Below are 21,823 nucleotides of genomic sequence, written 5' to 3' on the forward strand. Positions count from 1 at the left end.
CTATTGGCTTGGTGCTCCATTTCATAATTTGGAAATACTTGCAAGGGCATAAGAACTATAACTTGTCATCTGCTCTTTGTTTTCTTCTAGATACTGCCGTTCTCTCTGATAGACTAACATACTGGCTTCATGAAGCTGCTTACTTTTTAGAAAGGTTAACATTGCTATTTTCCTCTAAATTTTTTAAGTTTTTTCTTGAAAACTCTAAAGCAGACTAGTGTAAAATGCGGGAACGCAATACTGTATTTCATCAGCTTTCAGAAAATTAAAAAAACTGTTGGAAGACACTCACATAATCTGAACTAGCATGATTTAGGCTTCTAAAAAATGTTTAGATAATTTGGAGGAAGACAGCAAATGACAATTGGGCATTTTAAATTTTTTAGATAATGGAGATAAAACATGAAAAGTTGACATTTCAATAGATTGTGTTCTAATTTTTTTGTACATTTTCAAGTTTTTATATATGTAAATGTCAGAAAAAAGTGTATAATGGATTAGTAAATTAAATTTTAGGAGAGGATTTAATTATGAAAAAGTTGGATATTACAACTATGCCTGACTATAGGAAAGTCGAGGCTGTTGTTCAGTTGTTAGTTAATGGAACCTTAACTAGTTATCGAATTGCGACGGATGCAAACATCAGCAAGATGAGTATCCTGACCTTAACTAAAGGGACCAGCAAAATTAAGAACATTACTTATCAAACTGCGATGGCCTTAATTAATTGGTATGAAGAAAACCATGAAAAATACGGCATCACCATTCATCAAAAGGCCGCAGGATAGTCTAAAACTATGATGTAGCTCAACCCTAACCCAGCTAACCATTTGGATAGCTGGGTTTTTCTATGTCTCTTAATGAGACAAGCTGTGGGCGCAGTCGAATTTAGAGGCATTGATGCAGACTGAGTGCAAGCTAAGTCTACGTTCCGCTATTTTTTTAGCGATTGCCGGCTCGCAGAGTCGAGCAGAGCTTAGAAGCATAGATGCAGTTTGAGCGTAAGCGAAAACTACGTTCTGTAAAAACTTAATGAAACAATCTGTGGGCGCAGTCAAACTTAGGAGCAGGATGCTCAATTTCTTACTTTTTCTGTCCTTATGGGCAGATTTTTTTGACAGTCCAAGAGTGAACAGTCGCCTGTGTAATTCTTGGTCTTTTTGTTGCCGTTTTCAAGATTTATAATAAATCTATAAAAAAGATGAGATTATCCCTATCTTGCGATATAGGGATAATTTTCTTATAATAGATATGAGACAATTTTTATCGTTTCTACGACCATTGTTTATCCTGTTCTGATGTCAGGACAGATTTTAGTAAAAATAAGGAGAATCCAATGTCACAATTATCAGTTAATGCCATTCGCTTTTTAGGGATTGACGCGATTGAAAAGTCTAAGTCAGGTCACCCTGGCGTAGTCATGGGCGCTGCGCCGATGGCTTATGACTTGTTTACTAAACAATTGCGTATCAATCCAGAAGAGCCAAACTGGATTAACCGCGATCGCTTCGTCCTGTCTGCAGGACATGGTTCTATGCTGCTTTATGCCTTGCTTCATCTGTCTGGCTTTAAAGATGTCAGCATGGACGAAATCAAAAACTTCCGCCAATGGGGCTCTAAGACACCAGGTCACCCAGAGTTTGGCCACACAGCTGGTGTCGATGCTACTACTGGCCCACTAGGACAGGGTATTTCTACAGCTACTGGTTTTGCTCAGGCAGAGCGTTTCTTAGCTGCTAAGTATAATCGTGAAGGCTACCCAATTTTCGACCATTACACTTATGTCATCTGTGGTGATGGTGATTTGATGGAGGGGGTTTCAGCTGAAGCTGCTTCTTATGCTGGCCTACAAAAGCTAGACAAGCTGGTTGTTCTCTATGATTCAAATGATATCAACCTAGATGGAGAGACTAAGGATTCCTTTACAGAAGATGTTCGTGCCCGCTATGAAGCGTATGGTTGGCATACTGCCTTGGTAGAAGACGGAACAGACCTTGCAGCGATTGATGCAGCTATCAATGAAGCTAAAGCTTCTGGCAAACCATCTTTGATTGAAGTTAAGACTGTTATCGGTTACGGTTCTCCAAACAAGCAAGGCACTAATGCAGTTCACGGTGCTCCTCTGGGAGTAGAAGAAGCGGCAGCTACTCGTAAAGCCTTGGGCTGGGACTATGCGCCATTTGAGATTCCTGAGGAAGTCTATGCTGACTACCGTACAAATGTGGCGGAGCGTGGTGCAGCAACATACGATGCTTGGAAACAGCTAGTAGAGGACTACAAGCAAGCCCATCCAGAATTGGCAGCAGAAGTAGCAGCTATCATCGCTGGTCAGGATCCAGTAGAAATCAAACCAGAAGACTTCCCAGTACTTGAAAATGGCTTCTCTCAAGCAACCCGTAATTCTAGTCAGGATGCCCTCAATGCAGCAGCTAAGGTCCTTCCAACTTTCCTTGGCGGTTCTGCTGACTTGGCTCATTCCAATATGACCTACATCAAGGAAGATGGCCTGCAAGATGATGCCCACCGTCTCAACCGCAATATCCAATTTGGTGTGCGCGAGTTTGCTATGGGAACAATTCTCAACGGTATGGCGCTTCATGGTGGTCTTCGCGTTTACGGTGGTACATTCTTCGTATTCTCAGACTATGTCAAGGCAGCTGTCCGCTTGTCTGCCCTTCAAGGCTTGCCAGTGACTTATGTCTTCACACACGATTCTATTGCAGTTGGTGAAGACGGCCCAACTCATGAGCCGATTGAGCACTTGGCTGGTCTGCGTGCTATTCCAAATCTGACTGTTTTCCGCCCAGCAGATGCGTGTGAAACTCAGGCAGCTTGGTACCTGGCCCTTAAGAGTCAATCCACACCGACTGCTCTGGTCTTGACCCGTCAAAATCTGACAGTAGAAGAAGGCACAAACTTTGACAAGGTAGCTAAAGGAGCTTATGTGGTTTACGAAACAGGAGCAGATTTCGATACCATCTTGCTGGCTTCTGGTTCTGAGGTTAATTTGGCTGTTGCAGCTGCTAAAGCACTTGCAGCAGAAGGCGCTAAAATTCGTGTGGTCAGCGTGCCATCAACAGAGCTTTTTGATGCTCAAGATGCAGCCTACAAAGAAGAAATTCTTCCAAATGCAGTTCGTCGCCGCGTAGCAATCGAGATGGCAGCTAGCCAGCCTTGGTACAAGTATGTCGGTCTGGACGGTGCAGTTATCGGAATCGACCAGTTTGGTGCATCTGCTCCGGCAGGCAAGGTTCTGGAAGAATACGGCTTTACAGTTGAACACGTAGCAGAAGTTGTTAAAAATCTTAAATAAAAAGACATAAAATCAGGGTGTTAGTCATCCTGATTTTTGCTTTTTAAAAAATGTGGTTAGGCCAGTCATGCTTCATCCGACTTGAGACGGACTTTACTTGAAAAGTCAGAATCGTCTTGTAAAAATAAGGGAAATCTGCTATAGTAGTTCATATATGACATTCGAAGGAGAAAATATATGAATCCAACTATGCTTATTGTATTTGCGGTTGTACTGGTAGGGATGACCTATTTCCAAATGCGTACTCAAAAGAAACAGGCTCAGCAGCGTATGGAAAGTCTTAACAAGCTGCAAAAGGGTTATGAAGTCATTACCATCGGCGGTTTATACGGAACAGTAGATGAAGTGGACACAGACAAGAAAACAGTTGTTCTGGATGTGGACGGTGTTTACCTGACCTTTGAACTGACAGCTATTAAAACTGTACTGCCATTGACTGAGGGCACTCCTGCTGTTGCTGGTGGTGAAGGAAGCGTTGATGTTCCTGAGGAAGAATCAGCGATTGAAGAGTAAAGAAATAAACAGCTTGCGGGCTGTTTTTTTGTTTTGACTCATACGTTTAGGAGGTGTCTGGTTTCAAGCTTATTGGCCTCGCGGTTTAGACAGGCTGGGTGAGTTTTAACTGAGTTTGGATTCTCTGGTTGACATTCTGTCCTTATTTTATGACCTCAGGCTTGAAAAAGCGGATGAATTGCCCACATTCCAAGGATTTATGATATAATGAACTGATAAAACTTTAAATAGGATAAAAAGTATGTTTAGTTTTAAGAAAAAAGAAAAGCTGAACGCACCGCTGAATGTTCCCAAACACATTGCTGTCATTATGGACGGCAACGGCCGCTGGGCCAAAAAAAGGATGCAGCCGCGCGTGTTCGGTCATAAGGCTGGTATGGAAACCCTACAAAAGGTGACGATTGCTGCCAAGGAAATGGGTGTTCAGGTCTTGACTGTCTATGCTTTTTCAACGGAAAATTGGTCTCGGCCGGAAAAGGAAGTTTCCTTTATCATGAATCTGCCGGTTGAATTTTACGACCGCTATGTGCCGGAGCTGCACAAGAACAATGTTAAGATTCAGATGATTGGTGATACGGCTAAGCTTCCTAAGGCGACATTTGAAGCTCTGGAAAAGGCTGAAAGCTTGACCAAGCTCAATACAGGTTTGATTCTCAATTTTGCTCTAAATTACGGTGGCCGATATGAGATCAATCAGGCGGTTAAACTGATTGCTCAGGATGTTCTGGATGCCAAACTCAGTCCTGGCGACATTACTGAGGAAGTCATTGGCAACTACCTCTATACCAGCAACTTGCCTAAGATGCTGCGCGATCCGGATCTGGTGATTCGGACCAGTGGAGAGCTGCGCCTCAGCAATTTTCTGCCTTGGCAGTCAGCCTACAGTGAGCTTTATTTTACGGACATTCTCTGGCCTGACTTTGATGAGAAGGCTTTGAAGGCTGCAATTGCAGAATACAGCCGTCGGAATCGACGCTTTGGCGGTGTTTAAGGGAGAAAGTAAAAGAGTATGAGTAAAAATTTACAAAAACGTCTAATCTTTGGAGGAATCGCTCTTGCTATTTTTATTCCTCTGGTATTGACAGGAGGAGTCGTCTTTCAGATTTTTGTGGGCCTGCTGGCCATGCTTGCGGTGCATGAATTTCTCCAAATGAAAGGTCTGCCGACAGCGACCATCGAAGGTGTCTTAGCCATGCTGGCAGCCTTTGTTCTAACCCTGCCCCTGGAGAACTATCTGAAGTTTCTGCCGGTCGATGGCAATGTCGTGGCCTATGGCTTGGTCGTCTTCCTTCTGCTGATCTCGACTGTTTTAGGTTCCAACTACACCTTTGAAGATGCGGCCTATCCGATTGCAGCGAGTTTTTATGTCGGTTTTGGTTTTAATGCCTTAATTGATGCCCGCTTGATGAATATTGACAAGGTCCTGCTAGCTCTCTTTATCGTCTGGGCTACTGACAGCGGAGCTTATCTGGTCGGGGTGCGTTTTGGTAAAAGAAAGCTGGCGCCGAGAGTTTCTCCTAATAAGACTATTGAAGGAAGCCTGGGCGGTATTCTATCAGTCGTTCTAGTGACTGGAATCTTTATGTTGGTTCGACCGCAAGTGTACGCACCTTACAATGCCTTTGTCTTTTTAATTCTGGCAGTGCTCTTTAGTATTGCAGGCCAGCTAGGTGATTTGGTCGAAAGCTCAGTCAAGCGTCATTTCGGGGTCAAGGATTCTGGTAAATTCATTCCTGGCCACGGCGGTGTTTTGGACCGTTTTGACAGCCTTCTCTTCGTCTTTCCGCTGATGCATTTCTTCGGCTTGTTCTAAGACAGTCGAGCGTAGCTGAAAGCAAGGGATGGCAAGCTTGTCTAACGACCGCACAATCTGAGAAGGAACTGGGATTTGGAGCTCAAAATTTTGAGAGGAGCTTCTACCCTATTTTCAAGAGTGTCAGCTATGCAGGGGCGGGAAGCTCGGTATTTGGCCGTTTTCTGCTCCTTCTTTGATTTAAAGAAAAAACAAGATTTCTAGGAAAGGTAAAATATAGAAGTCCATGCAGTTTATAACCTTTATTATTATTTTTGGGATCATTGTGGTGGTCCATGAGTTCGGACACTTCTACTTTGCGAAGAAGTCCGGCATTTTGGTCAGAGAGTTCGCTATCGGTATGGGACCCAAGATTTTCTCCCATATTGGTAAGGATGGGACGGCCTACACGATTCGGATTTTACCCTTAGGAGGCTATGTGCGCATGGCCGGCTGGGGAGAAGACTCCACTGACATTAAGGTGGGAACACCGGCTAGTCTGACCTTGGATGCAGAGGGCAAGGTGGTTCGCATCAATCTCTCTGGCAAAAAGGTTGACCAGACAGCTCTGCCCATGAATGTGACCGGCTTTGACTTTGAGGAAAAGCTGGAAATCACAGGTCTGGTCCTTGACGAGCTCAAGACTTATGCAGTAGATCATGATGCAACGATTGTTGAAGAAGACGGCACTGAGGTGCGGATTGCACCGCTGGATGTTCAGTATCAGAATGCTAGTATCTGGGGCCGCCTCATCACCAACTTTGCTGGCCCTATGAATAATTTCATCCTGAGCGTGCTGGTATTTATGCTGCTGGCCTTTGTTCAGGGCGGCGTTCGCGATGAAAACAGCAATCATTTTCAAGTCATGGATGGTAGTGCTATAGCAGCTGCTGGGGTTCAAAATAACGACCAAATCCTTAAGATTAATGACTATGAAATTAGCAACTGGGCGGATCTAACCAGCGCTCTGGCGAAAATCACAGCCAAGAGTAAGGAAGCGCCGACCTTGTCTGTTACCTACAAACACGGCAGTGAAACGAAAGAAATTACCGTACAGCCTAAAAAAGACGGCAATCGTTATCTGCTAGGGGTTTCCCCAACGATCAAGACTGGCTTCTGGGACAAGGTGATTGGCGGCTTTACTGCAGCTTGGTCTACTACGGTTCGCATTTTGTCAGCTCTGAAAGATATCGTCTTCAACTTCAATATCAATAAGCTGGGCGGTCCGGTCGCTATTTACAATTTCAGCAGTCAGGCTGCAGAGCAAGGATTACCAGCAGTCCTTAGCCTTTTGGCCATGCTGTCGCTCAATATCGGTATTTTCAACCTGATTCCCATTCCAGCCTTAGACGGCGGAAAAATCGTCCTCAATATTCTGGAGGCTATCCGCAGAAAACCACTGAAAAGAGAAACTGAGACCTATATCACTCTGTCTGGAGTGGCTATTATGGTCATCCTGATGATTGCCGTTACCTGGAACGATATCATGAAATTATTCTTCTAAGAAACTAAAGTTCTTAGAACTATGAAAAAGAAATTATTCAATGAAAGTCAAGGAGTTTTGTTTTTATGAAACAAAGTAAAATGTTAATTCCAACCCTGCGTGAGATGCCTAGCGATGCTCAAGTTATCAGTCACGCTCTGATGCTGCGGGCTGGCTATGTCCGTCAGGTTTCAGCTGGGGTCTATTCTTATCTGCCGCTGGCTAATCGTGTGATTGAAAAAACAAAAAAAATCATGCGGGAAGAGTTTGACAAGATTGGTGCAGTGGAGATGCTGGCGCCTGCCCTGCTCAGTGCAGACCTTTGGCGCGAGTCTGGCCGTTATGAGACCTATGGTGAAGACCTCTACAAACTGAAAAATCGTGAGAAATCCGACTTTATCTTGGGGCCAACCCATGAGGAAACTTTTACGGCTATCGTCCGTGATTCGGTTAAATCCTACAAACAGCTGCCGCTCAATCTCTATCAGATTCAGCCTAAATACCGCGATGAAAAACGTCCCCGTAACGGACTCTTGCGGACGCGTGAGTTTATCATGAAAGATGCCTACAGTTTCCACGCTAACTATGACAGCTTGGATGTAGCTTATGATGAATACAAGTCTGCCTATGAGAAAATCTTTACCCGCAGCGAGCTGGATTTCAAAGCCATTATCGGTGATGGTGGTGCTATGGGGGGCAAGGACAGTCAGGAATTCATGGCCATTACGCCAGACCGGACGGATTTGAATCGCTGGGTGGTTTTGGACAAGTCTGTAGCCAGCTTTGATGAAATTCCTGAAGATGTTCAGGAAGCTATTCGGACAGAATTGACCAGCTGGATGGTATCTGGTGAGGATACCATCGCTTACTCCAGTGAGTCCAGCTATGCTGCCAACCTTGAAATGGCGACGGATGAATACAAGCCTGCAGGACGTGTCGTGACTGAGGAAGAAGTTGCCCGCGTTTCCACGCCTGACTGCAAGACAATTGACGAAGTTGCTGCCTTCCTTGGACTGGATGAAAGCCAGACAATTAAGACCTTGGTTTACATGGCTGACGAGTCTCCTGTCGTAGCACTTCTGGTCGGCAATGACCAGCTTAATGAAGTCAAGCTGAAAAATCATTTGGCAGCGGATTTCTTTGACGTAGCTAGTGAAGATGAAGTCCGTCAGCTCCTAGGAGCAGGATTTGGCTCACTAGGGCCAGTCAATCTGCCAGAAGGCGTGAGAATCATCGCTGACCGCAAGGTGCAAGACCTGGCTAACGCTGTAGTGGGTGCTAACGAAGATGGTTATCACTTGACTGGTGTCAATCCAGGCCGTGATTTTACCGCTGAATATGTAGATATCCGTGAGGTTCGTGAAGGTGAAATTTCACCGGACGGCCAAGGTGTCCTCAAGTTTGCTCGTGGGATTGAGATTGGACACATCTTCAAGTTGGGAACTCGTTACTCTGACAGCATGAACGCCAATGTCTTGGACGAAAATGGCCGAGCAGTACCGATGATTATGGGTTGTTACGGTATAGGCGTCAGCCGTCTCCTGTCTGCTGTTATGGAGCAGCATGCCCGTCTCTTTGTCAATAAAACTCCTAAGGGTGAATTCCGCTATGCTTGGGGCATCAACTTCCCTAAAGAGCTAGCACCATTTGATGTGCACTTGATTCCGGTCAATGTCAAGGATGAGAAAGCCTTGGCGCTAACTGACCAAATCGAGGCTAACTTGCTAAGTGCTGGTTATGAGGTCTTGGTGGATGATCGCAATGAGCGCGCTGGTGTCAAGTTCAGTGACAGCGATTTGATTGGTCTCCCAATCCGTGTGACAGTTGGTAAGAAAGCTGCAGAAGGCATTGTCGAAGTCAAGATTAAGGCTACTGGCGATACCATTGAAGTCCACGCCGATAATCTGCTAGAAACCTTGTCAATTTTGACAAAATAAAACAAACTGCCAGTTTTGTCTGGCAGTTTTCTTTTGCTTATTGGAGGTGAAAATGCTATAGTAGGAAAAAATAGATTGGAGGACCGAATGATGGGATTATTCAGCGGTTTATTAGGCAATGCCTCTCAGAAAGATATTGAAAAAACAGAAAGACAATTGGAGGATATTCTGACAACAACAGAGAATGTGGAACTGGCTTTTAGCCTCATTCGTGACTTGATTGTCTTTACAGATAAGCGTTTAATCTTGGTCGACAAGCAGGGAATGACTGGCAAAAAGACTTCTTATAAGTCCTTTCCTTATCGCTCTATCAGTCGCTTCTCAGTAGAAACAGCTGGGCATTTCGACTTAGATGCCGAGCTGAAAATCTGGGTTTCCAGCGCTCAAGAGCCAGCAGAAGTCCTGCAATTTACCAGCGACCGTAGCGTCATCGCTATCCAAAAGGCCTTGGCAGAAGCGGTGCTAAGATAGACAGAAAAAGCCTTCTGAGCATTAACTGTAAAGTTAAATCACTCAGAAAGCTTTTTTATTCTTCTTTAAGTCCTTGCCCCTTCAAATAATCAAAGACAACTTCTGGTTTATCTTGAAGTTTCCTGAAGAAAGTCTGACTACTTTCAGAGTCACTTGCTGATTGAATCAACTGTTCTTGATCTATTTTACTGAGATCAAAGTCAAAAATGGCTATAGCGTTTTTCTTGTCTTCAGAAATTTTAAGATGAATTTTAAGTCCTTTTAGCTTTTCTTGATTTTCAATCATGGGACTTTTCTTAAGATCTTCTCTATAGGATTTCGTTAATTCTTCAACGCTCATTTTTTGATTTTCTTCAGGGATGGCTTGGCTGGAAATGAGCTGGAAAGATAGGATCTTGTCTTTAGTATAGAAAAGTTTGACTGAATTAGTATAATACTCATCAATTTTATTAGAAAAAGTTTTCGTCTGTGTCTTTTCTTCTTTGGTTTTACTTTGACTCTGACTTTGCTTGGGTGTATTTTCTTGCTTATTCTGACTGGTCGTGCTACAAGCAGTTAGGGTCAGTAGACAGATGCTAGCTAGTAAGATTTTCTTCACAATTAAGTCTCCTTTTGATAAATGTTTTTTTCTATTATATCATAACTTAGCATCATGAAAAACGACTTAATAATTGTGTAGGAACTAGCGCTTTGCCCTATTCTTTTTCTGTCGAAAAAAGTGCTGATTTATGGTAAAATAGGGTCACTACTGTACGAGGAAATGTCATGTCAAACAAGTTTGAAATTTTAATGCATCAGCTGGATATGCCACTGGAAATGAGAAATTCAGAGGCCTTTTTGAATGCAGAAATTGAGAAGGTTCTGGTCCACAAGGTCAGTCGGGTCTGGGAGTTTCATTTTTCTTTTGCGAATATTCTGCCCATTGAGATTTTTCGGGAATTGCAGAAACGCCTAGCTCAAGAGTTTTCGAAGACAGGCAATCAAGCTATTTTTGAAATTCACTGTCAGGCTCCCCAGGTATCGGATGAGATCTTGCAGGCTTATTACCAGCTGGCCTTTGAGGAAGGTCCATGTGCCAGCCATGGCTTCAAGAGTCTGTATCAGGATTTGCGGGTTCATTTGGATGGGGACAAGCTGCTGATTGAGGGGGCTTCGACCATTGATACGGAGCATTTTCGCAAGAATCACCTGCCCAATCTCAGCCAGCAGCTGATCAAGTACGGCTTTCCTCAGCTGACCTGTCAGGTTCAGCACAGCGATGAGCTGACCCAGCAGCAAGCGGAGAATTTCCAGGCGGAGAATGATAAGATTGTCCAGGCGGCCAATGAAGAGGCGCTCAAAGCCATGGAATCCCTGCAGCAGATGGCACCGCCGCCAGAGGAAAAGCCAGCCTATGACTTCCAAGCTCGCAAGGCGGCGGCTAAGCCAAAGCTGGACAAGGCAGAGACTACCCCTATGATTGAAGTTCAGACTGAGGAAAATCGTCTGGTCTTTGAGGGAATGGTCTTTGACCTAGAGCAGAAAGTTACTCGGACCGGCCGGGTCTTGCTCAATTTCAAGATGACAGACTACACTTCTAGCTTTTCCTTGCAGAAATGGATGAAAAACGAAGAAGAAGCCAAGAAGTTTGACATGATTAAGAAAGGCGCCTGGCTGCGCGTGCGGGGAAATGTGGAGATGAACAATTTCACCCGCGACCTGACCATGAATGTGCAGGATGTGCAGGCCGTCACCCACTATGAGCGCAAGGACTTGATGCCTGAGGGGCAGAAGCGGGTTGAATTTCACGCCCATACCAATATGTCTACTATGGATGCCCTGCCTGAGGTCGAGGAAATCGTGGCAACGGCCGCAAAGTGGGGCCACAAGGCTGTCGCCATTACCGACCATGGCAATGTGCAGAGCTTTCCCCATGGCTACAAAGCTGCTAAGAAAGCTGGTATTCAGCTGATTTATGGTATGGAGGCCAATATAGTAGAGGACCGGGTGCCCATCGTCTACAATGAAGTGGACATGGAGCTGAGCGATGCGACCTATGTAGTCTTTGACGTCGAAACAACAGGGCTTTCGGCGGTCTACAATGACTTGATTCAAGTTGCGGCCAGCAAGATGCACAAGGGCAATATCATCGCTGAGTTTGATGAGTTTATCAATCCTGGGCATCCTCTGTCGGCCTTTACGACGGACTTGACTGGGATTACTGATGAGCATGTCCGCAATGCCAAGCCACTGGAGCAGGTGCTGAAAGAGTTTCAGGAATTTTGCCAGGACAGCGTCCTCGTTGCCCATAATGCCACCTTTGACGTGGGCTTTATGAATGTCAACTATGAGCGTCATGGCCTGCCAAAAATTACCCAGCCAGTCATTGACACGCTGGAATTTGCCCGCAACCTCTATCCGGAGTACAAGCGCCATGGTCTGGGGCCTTTGACCAAGCGTTTCCAGATTGCTCTGGAGCACCACCATATGGCCAACTATGATGCGGAAGCGACGGGTCGCCTCCTCTTTATCTTTATCAAGGATGTGGCTGAAAAGCATGGTGTGACCAATCTCAAGGATTTGAATACGGATCTGGTCGATGAGAATTCCTACAAGAAGGCTCGGGTCAAGCATGCGACCATTTATGTGAAAAATCAGACGGGATTAAAAAATATTTTCAAGTTAGTCAGTCTGTCCAATACCAAGTATTTTGAAGGTGTCCCTCGGATTCCACGGACTGTGCTGGATGCCCATCGAGAAGGCCTGATTCTGGGCTCAGCCTGTTCAGAAGGCGAAGTCTATGATGCTGTTGTCTCTCAGGGGGTGGATGCGGCTGTCGAAGTGGCCAAGTATTATGACTTTATCGAGGTCATGCCACCAGCTATCTATGAGCCGCTGATTGCCAAGGAGCAAATCAAGGACCAGGAAGAACTGCAGACCATAATTCGCAATCTGATTGAGGTTGGCGATCGCTTGGGCAAGCCTGTCCTTGCGACGGGGAACGTCCACTATATCGAGCCGGAAGAAGAGATTTATCGTGAAATTATCGTCCGGAGTCTCGGTCAGGGAGCCATGATTAACCGGACCATTGGTCACGGTGAAAATGCCCAGCCGGCTCCGCTTCCTAAGGCCCACTTCCGAACCACCAATGAGATGCTGGACGAATTTGCCTTCCTGGGCGAGGATTTGGCTAAGAAGCTAGTCATCACCAATCCGAATCAGCTGGCCGAGACCTTTGAGCCGGTTGAGGTAGTTAAGAGCGACCTCTATACGCCTTTCATTGAAAAGGCCGAGGAGACGGTTGCTGAGCTGACCTATCAAAAAGCCTTTGAGATTTATGGCAATCCGCTGCCTGATATCGTGGACTTGCGGATTGAAAAGGAGCTGACCTCTATCTTGGGGAATGGCTTCGCCGTGATTTATCTGGCTTCGCAGATGCTGGTACAACGCTCCAACGAGCGGGGCTATCTGGTAGGTTCGCGGGGGTCTGTCGGATCCAGCTTTGTCGCGACCATGATTGGGATTACCGAGGTTAATCCCTTGTCACCCCACTATGTCTGTGGCAAATGCCAATACAGCGAGTTTATCACAGATGGCTCCTATGGTTCAGGCTTTGATATGCCGGATAAGGACTGTCCAGAATGTGGCCACAAGCTGAGCAAGAACGGTCAGGATATTCCTTTTGAGACCTTCCTTGGGTTTGACGGGGACAAGGTACCCGATATTGATTTGAACTTCTCCGGAGAGGATCAGCCAAGCGCCCATTTGGACGTGCGGGATATCTTTGGTGCGGAGTATGCCTTTCGGGCTGGTACCGTTGGTACCGTTGCGGCTAAGACGGCCTATGGATTTGTCAAGGGATATGAGCGCGATTACGGGAAGTTCTATCGGGACGCAGAAGTTGAGCGTCTGGCGCAGGGAGCTGCCGGAGTCAAGCGGACGACTGGACAACACCCGGGTGGAATCGTTGTTATCCCTAACTACATGGATGTTTATGACTTTACACCGGTCCAATATCCAGCTGACGATGTGACGGCCGAGTGGCAGACCACCCACTTTAACTTTCATGATATCGATGAAAATGTCCTCAAGCTAGACGTTCTGGGACACGATGATCCGACCATGATTCGGAAGCTTCAGGACTTGTCTGGCATTGATCCAAATGACATTCCTATGGATGATGCCGGTGTCATGGCCCTCTTTTCTGGGACAGACATTCTGGGGGTGACTCAGGAGCAAATCGGCACGCCGACTGGTATGCTGGGAATTCCGGAGTTTGGAACCAATTTTGTACGGGGCATGGTTGACGAGACCCATCCGACCACCTTTGCGGAGCTCTTACAGCTATCTGGTCTCTCTCATGGTACGGACGTATGGCTGGGCAATGCTCAGGACTTGATCAAGCAAGGGATTGCTGACCTGTCTACCGTTATCGGCTGTCGGGACGACATCATGGTTTACCTCATGCACAAGGGCTTGGATCCTAAGATGGCCTTTACGATCATGGAGCGCGTGCGGAAGGGCCTTTGGCTGAAGATTTCTGAAGAAGAGCGCAATGGCTACATCGCAGCCATGAAGAAAAACAATGTGCCAGAGTGGTACATCGAGTCCTGTGGAAAGATCAAGTACATGTTCCCCAAGGCCCATGCGGCAGCCTATGTTATGATGGCCCTGCGGGTGGCCTATTTCAAGGTGCATCATCCGATTTATTACTACTGTGCTTATTTCTCCATCCGGGCTAAGGCCTTTGATATCAAGACCATGAGTGGTGGTCTTGATGCCGTCAAACGCCGGATGAACGAAATCGCTGAGAAGCGCAAGAACAACGAAGCTTCCAATGTAGAAATTGACCTTTATACGACTCTGGAAATCGTCAATGAAATGCTGGAGCGAGGCTTCAAATTCGGAAAGCTGGATCTCTACAAGAGCCATGCGACTGAGTTTCTCATCGAAGAGGATACCCTTATCCCACCATTCTCTGCTATGGACGGTCTGGGTGACAACGTTGCCCGCCAAGTAGTCAGAGCGCGCGAAGAAGGCGAATTTCTCTCTAAGACAGAGCTCCGCAAACGTGGCGGTCTCTCTAGCACCCTAGTTGAAAAAATGGACGACATGGGAATCCTGGGCAATATGCCTGAAGATAACCAGTTGAGTTTGTTTGATGAGTTTTTCTAAATAAAACTAGAAAAATAGCAAGGCTTTTGAAAAGTCAAGGTTTTCAACATTAACTATCTTGATTGGGATTAGGATGATTCTTTTTTAGAAGAACACTCTGTCTAAGTTGTTGATAGTCTATTTGAGAATCTATAGTTATTGGAACAGTTTCTATCTCTTTGATAGTGCAGAAACTAGCAATGAAGCGTGAAGCATATTAATGTATTTATAATTTAGAAATGAATGATAGCTCACCTGATTAAAGAGGTAGTAATCTGAAGGAGGAAATAGATTGGCTGGGGAAAAAAACAATGCAACATCCAGTTGGAGTGGATATAACCATCAAGGTCAGGTTGGTATTTTTCTTGCTTTGAAAGAACTAAGTGAGTTGATTCAGAACGATGAAGATTTTAGGGGTTACTCTGTTCAATTTGAAAAAGAAGATGGAGAGGATATTGATATAGTGAAAGGGATTGAAGTTATATCAAGACATCAAGTAAAGGCAAATAAAAATAAAAAGAATCTTAATGATTATAAAGATGTACTAACTGGATTTAAGGAAGATGGAGTTGAAGAAAATTCTAGATACTTACATACAATTTGTGATGTAATTGGCTTTGAATTATCAGAAGAGGAGTTTAAAGAACTACCATATAAACCCAAATTTATTTCAAATGATAAAAATGTTAAACTATACGAGTATCCTGATGGTTGCAAGTATTGTGACTTGAGTAATGTTAGTGAGTCTAAAATAGATAGTTTTTGTAAGGAAGAAATAAAAAGTTTACTCATTGCACATAGTCCTAGCCTGAAAGATGATGATGAACATATTAAAGAAACTTTATTTGAACTGAAAAATTTACTGTGCACAAAAATAAGAGAGGCGCATGAAGATGGAGGAAGTGCAAATCCAGTAATTTTATTTCCAGAGATTTACAATATTGTTACTTCTACTGAAAAACGCGAAAGACAATCAATTCGTAGAGCAAAAGGGTTATTTTCACTTTATTGGAATGAAAATTTTGATAATGATGTTGATAATACAATAATAAATGAAATTCTAAATTTAGCTGATGATGACTTTAAAAATCTATTAATTGACATGCATCCCGATAATAGCATTTCGAAACTACAAGATTTGAATAATCTAGATAATTTGATTGATAGAGATAGTATTAAATATATTTTGTATAATTTTTTTAGGTGGTATAAAAAAGAAAAATTTATATTAAATAACTTGTATTATCAAACTAATCAGGAGTCGTTTAGGTTAAGTATGGTTCACCAACCAAAAGCTGCTGCTGGTGAAGTTAAAAATGACATTATGAAAAATATTGGATTTATAAGAGCTAGTTTTAATACAGATTATTTGATCAATATGAATATTGAAGGCAAAAAATTTTTTGAAGTTCAACCTATAGATGAAGAGGGAAAAGAAAAATTGAAGACTGGATTACTGGGGAAGGAGAAGGATAATATATTTTCAATTAATTTAGAATATATAGACTATGAGAAAACTGTTCTAAAATTGAGGGAGGATCAAAATAGTGATGAATAACTTCATGAAAAAAATTTTAGAAAAGGATGACTATCATTGTATTGACCAAGGTATTGAATTGTGGAATAATAACAATGAATTTTTTATAATTCAAGAATATGATGTAGAAGAATTGGAATCAAGTGGTGACAAAACACAAAATTTTTTTACTTGTGAAAAGACGAATCAGCTAATATCGGAATTTGAAAAAATTCAAGATAATAAAATAAAAAAGAATACATCCTTATTTGTGTCTGTGAAAGTTAATAATATTAAAGAAGTATATGAACGGTTTAAGAATATAGCCATGAGAATCGAAGAAGATGAATACTATTTTAGGAAGTATATTATTTTTTATACCGATAAAGGTCTAAATGACCTTGCCCCTGATGTTCAGTATTTGCTTCATATTGTTCAAAATAATGTCGATGATTTAGAAGAAAGTTTATTCGATAAATTTGAGAAAGACATGTTTTTTGATGATTCCTACTTTATTGCTATGCAACTGATTATCAAGTTACCGTTTATTTCTCTTCCTCATTCTGATAAACCTTTTGCAACAATTGAGGATAAAATAAAATTACGTATGGAAAGTGAACAACAAGTCAAAAAGGAGCAACAAGTAAATCAGATTTTAGAATGGTTTGATAGTGATAATATTCGCGAACAACTTGAAAATAGTGATATATTTGATAATTTAAGACAGATTTTGGAAGAATAATGTTATGAAAATAAAGAAGATTTTACTTTATAATTTTAAGAATTTTAGGCAAAAAACGATTATTGATTTTAGTAAGGATATAACTTTTTTAGTAGGACCAAATGGGTTTGGTAAGACGACTATTTTTGATGCAATAGAGTTAGGTTTAACAGGTAATCTTTCTCGCATTAATAAAGTTACTGCTGAAAATATTGTATATAATAAGCCCTTCTTTCAGAATGAAATTGGTCAGCCTGTAATTATAAAATTGTGGCTAGAAAAAATGAATGGGGACCAACTTTTAATTGTAAGAAAATTAGTAAATAGTTCTACTGATCGTAGAAACATATTTGCACCTTTAAAATCTGCTAGTCAGTTTAAGTTATTTAGACAAGTGGAAGTGAGCGAGACAGATTTTAGTTCTATAGATAATACTAGTCTGGAAAAGATTACTCAAAGTTCTATTGATGCATTTTTAGGTATTAATGGGAAATATGAGATAGAAAAAATTTTTAATCTATTTAATTATATTCAACAGGAAGAAACAACTTTCTTTCTAAAGCAAACGGAACAAGAAAGAGGCGATAGTTTATCTTTTTTAGTAAAAACGGATAAAGTAGAGAAGAAAATAGAAAAGATTAATACAGTAACAAACGTTATTAGAAGAAAGATTAGTAATTTCAAGGGGCAATTACAAAACTTAAAACAGCAAGAACTATCAGATACCCCTTATCATAGATTATTTAATCATAGGGAATTTGCATTTGATGCTGAAACTCCTTTTTCTATTGTTAATCTTGACCAATTATTAACTTATCAAAATACTTTACAAAATATTATCAATTTTAAGAAGAATTTCTCGATAGAGGAGTATAATAGAAAGACGGAAAGAGATAAACGAAAAAAAGATATTGCTGGTGATACGGCTATTAAACAAGCATTATATTTTTCAATGTTATCTCCAAATATTCTTAAATCAAGTTTTCAATGGCTGTGGGAAAAGTATTCATTAGACAATCCAATATTATTTGAATATGTGCTTTTAGAGAATTACCTACAATCATATGAGAGTGTTGTTCATGATTACAATCGAAGAAAGCAACTAAATATCTACTTGACTAATTTATCAGCAGATATTACTGAGATGACAGAACAGTCCATTACTTATACTCAAAATGATAGATTGTCCGGTGATTTTGAATTGCTTAAAATACAAGTAGTTAAATTCCAAAGTCTGAGGAATAATGCTAGCCAGGTAGACAAAAATTTAAGTGAACTACGACAATTAAGGAGTAACTTAGGTAATAAGTTTGACGAGTTGAGACATCGACATATTGATGGAAACAAATGTCCATTCTGTAATTCACAGTTCCAAACATTTGAAGAATTGAAGCAAGCTTATTATAGTTATAAAAATTATCTAACTGAAATTTCGTCTCAAAATAGTCTGCAATTGCAAGAAGCTCAATTATTGCTGAATGAACTGATCCAGCAACTGAAGCAGAAAATCATTGATGAAATAAATAGCCTTTCTACGGATGTAGATAAAAATTTATTAGATAGATTACAAGAATTAAAAAATTTGCATCAAAGTTATTCTCAAAATGTCGAAGGTTTTAAAACTTTTATTCAGTCGTATACAATTATAGTACCATATGAGTTGGGAAGGTTAGAATTTAAAGACTATAATCAGCAGCACCAGTTAAACTTGCAAGAATTTCAATCAAAATTAGTAGTTGATAATGATGTTTATCGGTTACTAGATATTAATAATCTGGAAAATATAAAGAGGCAACTGGGTGATTTAAGAGAAGAATTTTCTGAATTACAGTTTGAAACATACCAATTGGAATCAAGTTCATATTCGAAGATAAATATGGCGATGATTGATAGTCGATTGCTTGAATTAAAAAATGCTATTCACTCGGCAGTTGATAATAACTATGCTATTAATGAGAATCTGATAGCAGACGCTGAGAACATATTTCCCACATATTTTCAAAGTAAAGTGGAAGTATTAGAGGATACTCGTATTGGAGATTTAGAGAATAAGAAACTTTATCTTGATAGACAGCATAAACTAGTTCAAAATCAGCAACTTCAAGATTTATCAAGTCAGATAGAAACATTGAGAATAACTGTGGAACGATTAGAAGAAATTAATACTATATATAAAGAAGAGGTAAAACAGTTCAAAATAGATATTGTTAAAAAGCTACGTATCCCATTTTTTATATACTCAGCAAAAATGTTACAAAATTATCAACAAGGTATGGGAATTTTCTTAACGCATAAGAAAACAACGACTGATGAAGTAGAAACAACGACTTATGAGTCAACGGGCAATGAAGTAAAAACGGCTAAAAAGCTAACAAAGACAATTATTAGGTTTAAGTCGGATCCTAATAATGATCATGATGCAATTAATCAACTAAGTACTGGTCAGTTAGCGGTTGTTTCACTAGCATTTACTCTTTCATTGAATACGATGTTTAAATTATCTGATAATTTGAATTTCTTAATGATAGATGATCCAGTTCAAGATATGGATGCTATGAATGTACTATCTTTTATTGAAATTTTACGTCATGGAATTATAGATAAGTATCAGATCATTTTATCAACTTATAGCGATTTTAATGCTTTGTTCATGGGTTATAAATTTGCAAATTCAAATTCGGAAGTAAATATAAAATATGAAAAGGTTAGTGACTTGCAAGGATAATATGTAAAATTCTTATTCTTTGTCTTGTTTTCTCTGTGGATCTTTTAGACTATTATAAGAATCAATTCGAAGAAGGCTAATGTATATCCAATAGATTTACAATAGCTTTCTTTTTTGTTAAAATAGTCTATAGAAAGAAGGTGAGAGTATGTCAAAGACTAGTATGAGTATCCGCTTGGACAGTGAGGTCAAGGAGCAGGCTCAGCAGGTTTTCAACAGCTTGGGCATGGATATGACAACGGCTATCAATATTTTTCTTCGTCAGGCTATTCAGTACCAAGGGCTACCCTTTGATGTCAGACTGGATGAAAGTCGGAAGCTGATGGAAGTATTGGGGGATTTAGATCAAAATAGGAATATGAGTCAGTCTTTTGTGAGTGTATCAGACTTGATGGAGGACTTACGTGCTTAAGATTCGTTATCATAAACAGTTTAAAAAAGATTTTAAGTTGGCTATGAAGCGTGGACTTAAGGCAGAATGGTTAGAAGAAGTCTTGGAGTTTTTGATTCAAGAAAAAGACTTTCCTGCTAAATATCGAGATCATCAACTGACAGCATCCAAGCACTTTAAAGGAGTGCGAGAATGCCATATCCAGCCAGATTGGCTCTTGGTTTATAAAGTGGATAAGGAAGAATTGATTTTAAACTTGCTTAGGACAGGCAGTCATAGTGATTTATTTTAATCTATTAAAAGATAATTGAGGATTCTGAAGACGCTAGTACAAGTAAGAGTTCATACCTTAGAATTATGATTTAGAAAGGACTCTCTCATGAAACTTAGAATAAATGCCGAAGATAAGCCTGCGCAAAAGGTGTTTGATTACCAGCTGGATCTTGACCCAGATACGATTTTGAAAATGACCGCTTTGATTTGCGGTACGGTGGCAGCGGTTAGCCTGCTGTCCCTGTTTAAAGAGAATTAACAAAAGAAAAGGAGAAGCAGCATGGTTCTGCCAAATTTTAAAGAAAACTTAGAAAAATACGCTAAACTATTGGTTGCCAATGGTATTAATGTGCAGCCGGGTCACACGGTGGCGCTCAATATTGATGTGGAGCAGCGTGAGCTGGCTCACTTGATTGTCAAGGAAGCCTATGCTCTGGGTGCTCACGAGGTCATCGTCCAGTGGGCGGATGATTTGACTACGCGGGAGAAATTCCTCCATGCACCGATGGAGCGCTTGGACAATGTTCCAGACTATAAGGTGGCTGAGATGAACTATCTCCTCGAAAAGAAAGCCAGCCGCTTGGGCGTTCGTTCATCTGACCCAGGAGCTTTAAATGGCGTGGATGCCGAGAAATTATCGGCTTCTGCTAAGGCTATGGGGATAGCCATGAAGCCGATGCGGATTGCAACCCAATCCAATAAAGTCAGCTGGACAGTCGCTGCAGCAGCCGGTACAGAGTGGGCTAAGAAGGTCTTTCCAAACGCAGCCAGTGATGAGGAAGCGGTAGACTTGCTTTGGGATCAGATTTTCAAAACCTGCCGTGTCTATGAAGATGACCCAGTAGCCGCTTGGAAAGCTCATGAAGAAAAACTCAGCTCAAAAGCTAAGGTTTTAAACGAGGAGCAATTCACAGCTCTGCACTACACAGCTCCTGGAACTGACTTGACATTGGGCTTGCCCAAGAACCATCACTGGGAGTCAGCTGGCAGTCTAAATGCTCAGGGCGAGTATTTCATTGCCAACATGCCGACAGAAGAGGTCTTTACAGCACCGGACTTCCGCCGAGCTGAAGGTTATGTGACTAGCACCAAGCCTCTCAGCTACAATGGCAACATCATCGAAGGCATCAAGGTGACCTTCAAGGATGGCCAGATTGTGGACATTACTGCTGAAAAGGGAGATCAGGTTATGAAGGATCTTGTCTTTGAAAATGCGGGTGCGCGTGCTTTAGGTGAGTGTGCCTTGGTGCCAGATCCAAGTCCGATTTCTCAGTCAGGTATCACCTTCTTCAATACTCTCTTTGATGAAAATGCTTCTAACCACTTGGCTATCGGTGCAGCCTATGCGACTAGTGTAGTCGGTGGAGAGAATTTATCCGAAGAAGAGCTGGAAGCAGCGGGTCTCAACCGCTCGGATGTCCATGTGGACTTTATGATTGGCTCTGATCAGATGGATATTGACGGTATCCGCGAAGATGGCAGCCGCGTAGCAATCTTTAGAAATGGAGACTGGGCAATCTAAGCTTTCGAGTTGCCTTAAATGACGCATTCCATA

17 protein-coding genes are annotated in these 21,823 nt (G+C 41.8%); 16 read left to right on the top strand and 1 reads right to left on the bottom strand.

The window, feature by feature from the left end:
* Positions 1-530 precede the first annotated feature (530 nt).
* The 8 genes from HMPREF1150_RS03655 (at position 531) to HMPREF1150_RS03620 (ending at position 9,509) form a co-directional block, all read left to right on the top strand.
* Positions 531-788 carry a hypothetical protein gene (locus HMPREF1150_RS03655; protein ID WP_002893837.1) on the top strand — a complete coding sequence of 86 codons (258 nt, stop codon included), beginning with the start codon at positions 531-533 and terminating at the stop codon, positions 786-788.
* Between the two features lie 548 nt (positions 789-1,336).
* Positions 1,337-3,313, top strand: a complete 1,977-nt coding sequence (gene tkt, locus HMPREF1150_RS03650; RefSeq protein ID WP_002911641.1) for a transketolase — start codon at positions 1,337-1,339, stop codon at positions 3,311-3,313.
* A gap of 177 nt (positions 3,314-3,490) precedes the next feature.
* The gene (gene yajC, locus HMPREF1150_RS03645; RefSeq protein WP_002911642.1) at positions 3,491-3,826 is read left to right on the top strand and encodes a preprotein translocase subunit YajC; all 336 of its coding nucleotides are present in this window, start codon (positions 3,491-3,493) and stop codon (positions 3,824-3,826) included.
* Positions 3,827-4,067: 241 nt separating this feature from the next.
* Positions 4,068-4,817 (top strand): isoprenyl transferase, encoded by a 750-nt coding sequence (locus HMPREF1150_RS03640; RefSeq protein WP_002902229.1) that lies wholly within the window; start codon positions 4,068-4,070, stop codon positions 4,815-4,817.
* An 18-nt stretch (positions 4,818-4,835) separates the two neighbouring features.
* Positions 4,836-5,639, top strand: coding sequence for a phosphatidate cytidylyltransferase (locus tag HMPREF1150_RS03635; protein ID WP_002911643.1), 804 nt, complete (start codon positions 4,836-4,838; stop codon positions 5,637-5,639).
* 226 nt (positions 5,640-5,865) lie between these two features.
* Positions 5,866-7,122, top strand: a complete 1,257-nt coding sequence (gene rseP, locus HMPREF1150_RS03630; RefSeq protein ID WP_002905401.1) for an RIP metalloprotease RseP — start codon at positions 5,866-5,868, stop codon at positions 7,120-7,122.
* A gap of 65 nt (positions 7,123-7,187) precedes the next feature.
* Positions 7,188-9,038: a proline--tRNA ligase gene (locus HMPREF1150_RS03625; protein ID WP_002905400.1), complete on the top strand. Its 1,851-nt coding sequence runs from the start codon at positions 7,188-7,190 to the stop codon at positions 9,036-9,038.
* A gap of 90 nt (positions 9,039-9,128) precedes the next feature.
* On the top strand, positions 9,129-9,509 hold the full coding sequence (locus HMPREF1150_RS03620) for a PH domain-containing protein (protein WP_032905620.1): 381 nt from the start codon (positions 9,129-9,131) through the stop codon (positions 9,507-9,509).
* Positions 9,510-9,564: 55 nt separating this feature from the next.
* Here HMPREF1150_RS03620 and HMPREF1150_RS03615 read toward each other — a convergent pair whose 3' ends face one another.
* Positions 9,565-10,107, bottom strand: coding sequence for a hypothetical protein (locus HMPREF1150_RS03615; protein WP_002911644.1), 543 nt, complete (start codon positions 10,105-10,107; stop codon positions 9,565-9,567).
* 167 nt (positions 10,108-10,274) lie between these two features.
* Here HMPREF1150_RS03615 and HMPREF1150_RS03610 point away from each other — a divergent pair, with 167 nt between their 5' ends.
* The 8 genes from HMPREF1150_RS03610 (at position 10,275) to HMPREF1150_RS03575 (ending at position 21,790) form a co-directional block, all read left to right on the top strand.
* Positions 10,275-14,663, top strand: coding sequence for a PolC-type DNA polymerase III (locus tag HMPREF1150_RS03610; protein ID WP_002911646.1), 4,389 nt, complete (start codon positions 10,275-10,277; stop codon positions 14,661-14,663).
* Positions 14,664-14,934: 271 nt separating this feature from the next.
* On the top strand, positions 14,935-16,200 hold the full coding sequence (locus HMPREF1150_RS03605; RefSeq protein ID WP_002911647.1) for an ABC-three component system protein: 1,266 nt from the start codon (positions 14,935-14,937) through the stop codon (positions 16,198-16,200).
* Positions 16,201-16,204: 4 nt separating this feature from the next.
* Positions 16,205-16,900 carry an ABC-three component system middle component 1 gene (locus HMPREF1150_RS03600; RefSeq protein ID WP_223321695.1) on the top strand — a complete coding sequence of 232 codons (696 nt, stop codon included), beginning with the start codon at positions 16,205-16,207 and terminating at the stop codon, positions 16,898-16,900.
* Positions 16,901-16,904: 4 nt separating this feature from the next.
* Positions 16,905-19,604, top strand: a complete 2,700-nt coding sequence (locus HMPREF1150_RS03595; protein WP_002911649.1) for an AAA family ATPase — start codon at positions 16,905-16,907, stop codon at positions 19,602-19,604.
* A gap of 148 nt (positions 19,605-19,752) precedes the next feature.
* A complete protein-coding gene (locus tag HMPREF1150_RS03590) occupies positions 19,753-20,016 on the top strand; it encodes a type II toxin-antitoxin system RelB/DinJ family antitoxin (protein WP_002911650.1) in 264 nt (87 codons plus the stop codon).
* Complete coding sequence (locus HMPREF1150_RS03585) at positions 20,009-20,287, top strand: type II toxin-antitoxin system YafQ family toxin (protein WP_002911652.1); 279 nt, start codon at positions 20,009-20,011, stop codon at positions 20,285-20,287. Before HMPREF1150_RS03590 ends, HMPREF1150_RS03585 begins: the two co-directional genes overlap by 8 nt.
* An 87-nt stretch (positions 20,288-20,374) precedes the next feature.
* Complete coding sequence (locus HMPREF1150_RS12160) at positions 20,375-20,527, top strand: hypothetical protein (RefSeq protein WP_002911653.1); 153 nt, start codon at positions 20,375-20,377, stop codon at positions 20,525-20,527.
* A 21-nt stretch (positions 20,528-20,548) separates the two neighbouring features.
* A complete protein-coding gene (locus HMPREF1150_RS03575) occupies positions 20,549-21,790 on the top strand; it encodes an aminopeptidase (protein WP_002911654.1) in 1,242 nt (413 codons plus the stop codon).
* The last annotated feature ends 33 nt before the right edge of the window (positions 21,791-21,823 follow it).

The organism is Streptococcus sp. AS14 (genome assembly GCF_000286495.1).
In the GTDB taxonomy this organism is placed as follows: Bacteria; Bacillota; Bacilli; order Lactobacillales; family Streptococcaceae; genus Streptococcus; species Streptococcus sanguinis_P.